This is a genomic window from Nocardia sp. NPDC041819 (genome assembly GCF_055590505.1).
The window spans coordinates 1-9,052 of sequence record NZ_JBVJAP010000038.1 but is presented as its reverse complement, the minus strand read 5'-3'; the positions used below and the strand labels follow the sequence as shown (position 1 = coordinate 9,052).

Genomic DNA, 9,052 nt, shown 5'->3' with positions numbered 1-9,052 from the left:
CGGCATCGGCATCGGCATCGGCATCGGCATCGGCATCGGCACGAGCATCGGACCCAGCCACAGCACCAGAAGGAACGAGGTAGGCCACCAGCCGGTCACCGGTCTTCGGATCCGACTTCGCGACCACCGCCGTCTGCGCGACCTCCGGCAACGCCAACAACGCCGCCTCGATCTCACCCAACTCGATACGGAAACCACGAATCTTCACCTGGAAATCCGTACGACCCCGATACTCGAGCTCACCGCCACCGTTCCAGGCGACCAAATCACCCGTGCGATACATCCGAGCACCCGACTCGAACGGGTTGGCCACGAACCGATCCGCCGTGAGATCGGCGCGACCGAAGTAACCACGCGCCAACTGCGCACCCGCCAAATACAACTCACCCGAAACACCCACCGGAACCGGACGCAAACGCCCATCCAGCACAAACACCCGACTATTCCACTCCGGCGCACCAATAGGCACCGAAACCCGATCGGCCTCACCCACACGGTGGCTGGTGATCGACACCGCCGCCTCGGTCGGCCCATACAGATTGAACAACTCGGTGCGGGGATTCTCGCGCAAGAACCGCTGGGCCAACGCCCCTGGCAACGCCTCACCGATAGCCAACACCCGCCACAGCGAATCCGGCATACCCGCGGTCAACAGCGCGTCCAGCATCGACGGCACGACGTGCAGCGTGGTGACCCATTCCTGGGCCATGAGTTCGTTGAGGTACGCCGGATCCCGATGACCATCCGGGGAGGCGATGACCAAACGGCCACCACACACCGCCGCCGACCAGAACTCCCACACCGACAAGTCGAACGTCGCCGCCGTCTTCAACAAAATCGCATCAGCCGCATCGAGACCGAACTCGACACTCTTCCACTGCAACTGATTCGCGATAGCGCCATGCGGAACAGCCACACCCTTCGGGCGACCCGTCGAACCAGACGTGAAAATCACATACGCCGTGTTCTCCGGACGCAACGGCGCAACCCGATCAGCATCCGTGACCGGCTTGGCATCCACACCCGACAAATCCAGCTCATCGATACGCACCACCGGCGCGACATCGGTATCGAACTCCGCATCAGCGTTGGTCAGCACACACACCGGTGCCGCCGTCTCCAAGATGTAACTCGTACGCTCAGCAGCCTGATCCGGATCCACCGGCACATACGCACCACCGGACTTCGCCACCGCGTACATCGCCACGATCAGATCCACCGACCGGCGCAACGCCAGAGCAACCCGCGACTCCGGACGGACACCCAACGAGATCAAATGCCGCGCAAGACGATTCACTCGCGCATCGAGTTCGGCGTAGGTCAGCTCGACCCGCTCACCGTCGATCGAATCGGCTACGAGCGCCGTGGAACGCGGGTCCGCCGCCACGCTGGCATCGAGCAGCGAGACCAGCGTCGCGCCCGCATCCACGGACTGCTCGGTGGCGTTCCAGCGCGCCAGCACGTCGTGCCGCTCCGCTTCGGCCAGCAACTCGAGATCGCCGACCGCGGCGTTCGCGTCCGCCACCACGGACGTCAGGATGCGGGAGAATCGCGCCGCGAAACCTTCTACAGTGGTTCGATCGAAAAGTTCGGTCGCGTACGTCAGGAACCCGCCGATACCCGCAGGCGCACCCGACTCGTCATACGCATCACCGACGATCAAATGCAGATCGAACTGCGACACATCCAGATCCGCGTCCACACCGGACACCGTCAAACCCGGCAGCTCCAACGCCGTCCGCGCGATGTTCTGGAACGACAAACCCACCTGGAACAACGGATGACGCGCCGTCGACCGCGGCGGATTCAACACCTCCACCAACCGCTCGAACGGCACATCCGCATGCGCGAACGCCGCCAGATCGGTTTCGCGCTGCCTGCCGAGCAGGCCGACGAACGACTCATCGGGCTCGAACCGCGTCCGGAACACCACGGTATTGACGAACATGCCGATCAAGTCATCGAGCTCACGCTCACCACGACCCGCGACGGGTGTGCCGATGGCGATATCGTCGGAGCCCGACAACCGAGCCAGCAACACCGCGAACGCCGCATGCACCACCATGAACAACGTGGCGCCGTGGGCACGAGCCAAATCCACGAGCCCCGCGTGGGTCGCGGCATCGATCTCGACATCCACCCGCGCACCGGCCAGCGAGGCCACCGCAGGTCTGGGTCGGTCGGTCGGCAACTCCAGCAAGTCCGGGACACCGGCGAGTTGCTCACGCCAGAAGCCGATTTGCCGGGCAGCGATGGATGCCGGATCGGACTCGTCTCCCAGCACCGCCCGCTGCCACAGCGCGTAATCCGCGTACTGCACCCGCAAGGGCGACCACGCCGGTGCGTCGCCCGAGGTGCGCGCCGCGTAGGCGACCATCACATCCCGCACCAGCGGACCCATCGACGAGGCGTCCGCCGCGATGTGATGCACCACCACCGCGAGCACATACGTGTCGGGCACTCCGTCGACCTCGATGAGCACAGCCCGCAACGGCACCTCGACCGTCACGTCGAACGGAGCCGCCGCCAACGCGTACACGCTGCTCGCCACATCGGACTCGGCCAGCACCCGCGGAGTCGAGTCCAGGGTCACTTGCGCGGCAGGCAACACCACCTGCTCCGGACCGTCCGGGGTCTCCGGATACACCGTCCGCAGCACCTCGTGCCGCGCCACCACATCGCGCAACGCCGCCCCCAACGCGGCCACATCCAGCGCACCGGTCAACCGCAAGGCGAACGGCAGATTGTAAGCCGCCGAACCGATCTGCTCCCCGGCATTCTCGGACTGATCGAAGCGGTTGAGGAACCACATCCGCCGTTGTGCCAACGACAACGGCAACTGGTCGGGCCGGGCGATACTGCCCAGCTCCACACCACGCTCGCCGTGTGTGCGTGACTCGAGCGCCGACGCCAGGGAAGCCACCGTCGGCGCCTCGAACAGCGTCCGAACCGGCACCCGCGCACCGACCGCCGCGCCCAAACGAGCCACTACCTGCGTGGCGACCAGCGAGTTACCGCCGAGCGCGAAGAAATCGTCATCCGCGCCCACCCGGCCCACACCGAGCACCTCACCGAACACCCCGGCCACGATCTCCTCGACCGCCGTCGCGGGCGCACGGAAATGCTTGGTCTCGAACGTGGGCTCGGGCAGAGCCTTACGGTCCAGCTTGCCGCTGGAGTTCAGCGGGAACGCCTCCAACGCCACGATGGCGCCCGGAACCATGTAGGCGGGCAAGGTCTCGCTGATAGCGGACCGCAATGCCTGCGCGTCGATCCGGTCGCCCGGAGCGGGGACCACGTAGGCGACCAATTGATCACCCAGCGACGAGGCCGCGACGAGGGCCACGGCCTGGCTCACCGACGGCTGCGCCAGCAGCGCCGTCTCGATCTCCCCCAGCTCGATCCGCTGACCGCGGAACTTCACCTGGAAATCGGTCCGGCCGAGATAGTCGAGCACCGCGTCGTCGGCGTCCTTGCGCCACACGACGAGGTCGCCCGTGCGGTACATCCGCTCCCCGTTGCCGAACGGGTCGGCGACGAACCGGTCGGCGGTGAGATCGGGACGCCGCACATAGCCGCGAGCCAACTGGTCACCCGCGAGATACAGCTCACCGGGCACACCCACCGGCACCGGCCGCAACCACGAGTCCAAAACGTAGACCCGGGTGTTCCACTGCGGCAGACCGATCGGCACGGTGCGCTCGTCCGGCGACGCGGGCCAGTAGGTCACCGAGACCGCCGCCTCGGTAGGGCCGTAGAGGTTGTGCACAGCGGCGTCGGTCACGGCACGCACCGCGGCGACGGTCTCCGGCGGCAGCGCCTCGCCGATCACGAAGATGTCGCGCAAGGTGGGGCACGAGCCGGGGGCGGTGTGCGCCGCGAAGACCGTCAGCATGGACGGCACGAAGTCCGTCACCGTAACACCCTGGGAAGCAATGGTTTCCGCGACGTAGACCGGATCCCGATGTCCGTCGTGCGTAGCGACGACGAGCTTCGCGCCCACGCGCAGCGGCATGAAGTAGCCCCACAGCGAGACGTCGAACGTCGTCGCCGTCTTCTGCAGGTACACGTCATCCGGATCCAGCGGGTATTCCGCCAGCATCCACTCGATCTGGTTGTTGATCGCCGCGTGGGACACCGCGACGCCCTTCGGACGGCCCGTCGACCCCGACGTGAAGATCACGTACGCCGGATGCGCAGGCACCACCGGACGCACGAGTTCCTCCGCGCGAACGGGGCTGTCGTCGAAGCCGCCGAGATCCAGCGTGTCCACGGCGAGTGCCCGGACGTCATCGGGCAGCGCGGCCGCGTCCGCGCTGGTCGTCACGACGCAGAGGGGGCGAGCGGTGTCCAGGATGTGGGCGATGCGTTCGGCCGGATGATCCGGATCCAACGGCACATAAGCCCCACCCGCCGCCACGATCGCATACATCCCCACCACAAGATCCAACGAACGCCGAACCGCCAACCCCACCAACGACTCCGCACCAACACCCTGCGAAATCAACAACCGCGCCAAACGATTCACCCGCGCATCGAACCCACGATACGAAAGCTCGACACCCTCGTAGGCGACGGCGATCTCGTCCGGATGCGCCTCGACGGCCCGGCGATAACCATCGAGCAGCAATTCGGAGCGGACCGGGTAGCGGGTGTCGTTCCACTCGTGCAGGATGCGATCCCGCTCGACCATGTTGAGCAGGTCGATACCGCCCAGCGCGCGATCGGGGTCGGTCGCGACCGCGCGCAGCAACCGGTTCAGGCGCGCCGCGAACTCGGCGACCGAACTCTCGTCGAACAGATCGGTGGCATAGGTGAACATGGCGGCCAGGCCCGCGTCCGGACCTTCCTGCGGCGTCACCGTCAGCTGAAGATCGAATTTGGCCACCGCGCCGTCGAATTCGACCGCGCCGACCGACAGGCCGGGCAGCTCGAGCTGCGCTCGGTCCATGTTCTGGAAGAACAGCGCCACCTGGAACAGCGGGTGATGCGCCTGCGAGCGCACCGGGTCCAGCACCTCGACCAACCGCTCGAACGGCAGTTCGGCGTGCGAGAACGCGGCCAGGTCGCGTTCCTTGGTCGCCTCCAGCAGCCCGGCGAACGAGGCCGCCGGATCCACCGCGGTCCGCAACACCAGCGTGTTGACGAACATGCCGACCAGATCGTCGAGTTCCGCCTCGCCACGTCCGGCGACCGGCGTGCCGATGGTGATGTCGGTGGTGCCGGACAATCGGGCCAGCAGCGCCGCGAAGGCGGTGTGCACCACCATGAACAGCGAGGCGCCGTGGGCCTGGGCGAGTTCGTCGAGCCGGGCCCGGGTGGATGCGTCGACGGTGAAGGTGAAGACGCCGCCGCGGCCGGAGGCCGTGGCGGGGCGCGGCCGATCCAGGGGGAGGTCGAGCCGATCGGGAATGCCCGCGAGAGCGTCACGCCAGAAGGCGATCTGCGTCGCGGCCACGGAGCGGGGGTCGCTCTCCTCGCCGAGCACGGCGTGCTGCCACAGCGTGTAGTCCGCGTACTGCACCGGCAGCGGGGCCCAGCCGGGCGCCTCGCCCGCGCTGCGCGCGACATAGGCGGTCATCAGGTCGCGTACCAGCGGCGCTATGGACGTACCGTCGGCCGCGATGTGGTGCACGACCACGGCGAGCACGTAATCGTCGGAGCCGATCCGCGCGAGCGAAAGCCGCAGCGGCACCTCGGCCGCGACGTCGAAACCGGCTGCGGCGAAGGTGCCCAGCCAGTCCGGCAGTTCTCCGGCGGTCAGGCTGTGCGGCGTCAGGTCCGGGATCGCCTGCTCGGCGGACAGCACGACCTGGTAACCGGTACCGTCCACCGCCGGATACACCGTCCGCAACGTCTCATGACGCTCGACCACATCCGCGACCGCCGCCTGCAACGCCGCCACATCCAACACACCCGACAACCGCACCGCGAACGGAATATTATTCGCCGCCGAACCGGTATCGAACTGATTCAAAAACCACATCCGCCGCTGCGCCAACGACAACGGCACCCGCTCCGGACGCTGCGACGCCGCCAACGCGGGACGCGCCGCACCGGTGTCGAATTCGGCGAGGCGGGCGGCCAGCAGCGCGACCGTCGGCGCTTCGAACACCGTCCGCGCGGGCACCCGCGCGCCGATCGACGCCCCGAGCCGGGCCGCGACCTGCGTCGCGATCAGCGAATTGCCGCCCAGCTCGAAGAAATCGTCGTCCGCGCCGATCTCGTCACCCGCGCTGAGCAGGTCACCGAAGACGCCCGCGACCAATTGCTCCAGCGCTCCCGACGGAGCGCGGAATTCCTTGGTCTGCAACTGCGGAGCGGGCAGGGCACGACGATCCAGCTTGCCCACCGGGGTCAGCGGGATCTCATCCAGCACGGTGAGCGAGGTCGGCACCATGTGCACCGGCAGGCTGCGCTCGGCATGCGCGATCAGCTCGTCGGTGTCGATGGAGCGTCCGCTCGCCGCGTGCACATACGACGCGAGAATCGTCGCGCCGCTGTCCAACTGATGCCCGACGGTGACCGCGAAGTCGACCGTCTCGTGCGCGGCCAGCACCGCGTCGATCTCGCCCAGCTCGATACGGAAACCGCGAATCTTCACCTGGAAGTCGTTGCGGCCCATGTATTCCAACTCGCCGTTCGGCGTCCAGCGCACCAGGTCGCCGGTGCGGTAGAGCCGAGAGTGGTTCGGGTCGAACGGATTCGGAACGAAACGCACGGCGGTGAGGCCGGGACGCAGCTGGTAACCGCGCGCCAGCTGGGGTCCACCGATGTACAGCTCGCCGACCACACCGATCGGGACCGGCACCAGCCGCTCGTCCAGCACGTATTCGGTGGTCGCCTGGATCGGCGCGCCGATGGTCACCGGTTCCCCTGGCACCAGCGGCGCGCTGATGTTCGTCATGATCGTGGTCTCGGTCGGGCCGTACCCGTTGTAGAACTCGCGCTCGCCCTCGGCGATCGGGCGCACCCAGCGCCGCACCAGCTCCGGCGGGCACGCCTCGCCACCGGCCACCACCACGCGCAGCTCGTCCAACCCGGCCGGGTCCACCGAGGCGAGCGCGGCGGGGGTGATGAACGCGTGGGTGACGGCCTCCCTGCGCAGGAGCGCGGCCAGCTCGTCACCGCCGTAGACCGTCGGCGCGACCACGACCATGGTCGCCGCCCCGCCCAGCGCGAGCAGCAATTCCAGCACCGACGCGTCGAACGACGGCGACGCGAAATGCAACGTCCGCGACGCACTCGTCACCCGATACCGATCACGCTGCTCGGCACAGAAACTCGCCAGACCCGCCTGGGTGACCACCACGCCCTTCGGCATGCCGGTGGAGCCGGAGGTGTAGATGACGTAGGCGGGATGCTCGGCGCGCAACTGCCGCAGCCGGTCCGCGTAGGTGACCGGCTCGGTCGGGTAGTCCTCCAGCCGCTGGACGAAGGCGTCCGAATCGATGACCAGCCATTCGATCTCGCTCGGCAGGTCCTCCGCCACGCGCGCGACGGTGAGGCCGAGCACCGCGCCGGAGTCCTTCACCATGTGCTCGACGCGATCGGCCGGATAGTTCGGATCCACCGGCACGAAACCCGCACCTGTCTTGGCCACCGCCCACACCGCGACCACCGACTCCACCGAACGCGGAACACCGACAGCGACCAGATCCTCCGGACCCACCCCCCGATCGATGAGCAACCGCGCCAACCGCGTGGACTTGGCGTCGAGTTCCGCGTAGGTGAGCTGTCCGCGAGAGCTGACCGCGTCGGCGAAGACAACCGCGGTGCCGGTCGGATGCGCTTCGACGGCGGTTGCCATCAGTTGCGGGAGGGTAGTGACTCTAGGTCGCCGGGTACGAGTGGGCCGCACCCGCGCGGGCCGCGTCACGCGAGCCCCGCTTCGTGCTTCCTGGGCGCCGATCCCTGCGCCGGCAGACTATTCCCCGACAAGCGAAACATGAAAACTCTGCACATCCTGCCTGTAAGAACACGTCCATGACACATTTCCAGCGGACGGCCTGATACAGCAAACCAGTCCGCTGTGTGCATGGTCACACAACTGGGAGCTTCCGCATGACCGCGAATCGCTTCACCGGGCGTCGAACAGCTCGGTGAACTCGATGATCGCGGCCACATTCGACCAGGGCCCCTCGGGCACCGCGCCGACACCATTGTCCAGCACCACCGCGTGCAAATCCTCCAGTGCCATCGGGTCGAGCGTGTCCAGCCCGGTCCGATCCGTCACCAGATGGGTTACCCACTCGTCGGCGAGCGACTCGGTCAGCGCGCCGTCCTCGTCGACCAGCACCACCGACGCGCCCACCGATCCGGCGGCGACCACTTCGACCAGCGCGGCGGGCGACTGCGGACTGCCGTGCTGGAAGGTGCGCGATTCGAAGGTCAGTTCGGTGCGTGCGCGCAGCCGTGCGGCGGCCGTGGCGAGGTCGTCGTAGCTGAGCGCCTGCGCGCCGATGAACGCCGGGTCGCCGCCGCGCAAGGCGCGAATGCGGTGGGCGTAGGTGACCGGCCGGGGTGATTCGGCGGCGATCTCCGCGACGACGGTCGGATCGTCGAGGGCGAGCCAGTCGACCGCGGCGGCCGAGTGCGCACCGCCGACCGTCAAGCCGGTCTTGATCTCGAGTTCGTGCGGCAGCAGTGCGTCGAGTGCGTCGACCGGGACCACGGCGGCGCCGGTTTTGAGTACCGCCCAGGTGGCGATGACCGCTTCGATGCCGCGATCCAGTCGCACCGCCACGCCCGCGCCGGGGCCACAGCCGCGCGCGATGAGCACGCGCGCCAACCGCGACGAGCGCGCGTCGAGATCCTGGTAGGACAGCGCGCTCTCGCCGGAGACCACGGCGGGGCCGTCCGGGTCGTCCTCGACCGCCGCCGCCAGCGCCTGGGTCAATGCCGTACCCGCGGTGGCCGTGGGCGCTTCGACGCTCACCGACTCGGCCGCGACCGCCATCCGTTCCCGTTCGGTTCGGTCGAGGATGTCGATGTCGCCGATGGGGGTGTGGGGGTTGGTGGCGATGGTGGTGAGGATGCGGTGGAGGCGGTG

General features: G+C 67.8%; 2 protein-coding genes. Both read right to left on the bottom strand.

The annotated features are described in order from the left end of the window. A partial coding sequence (locus ACZ6DL_RS37730; RefSeq protein WP_466058495.1) for a non-ribosomal peptide synthetase occupies window positions 1-7,879 on the bottom strand: 7,879 nt, incomplete at its 3' end. Window positions 7,880-8,080: 201 nt separating this feature from the next. Then, the coding region (locus ACZ6DL_RS37725) for an AMP-binding protein (RefSeq protein ID WP_466058493.1) at window positions 8,081-9,052 on the bottom strand (972 nt) is incomplete at its 5' end.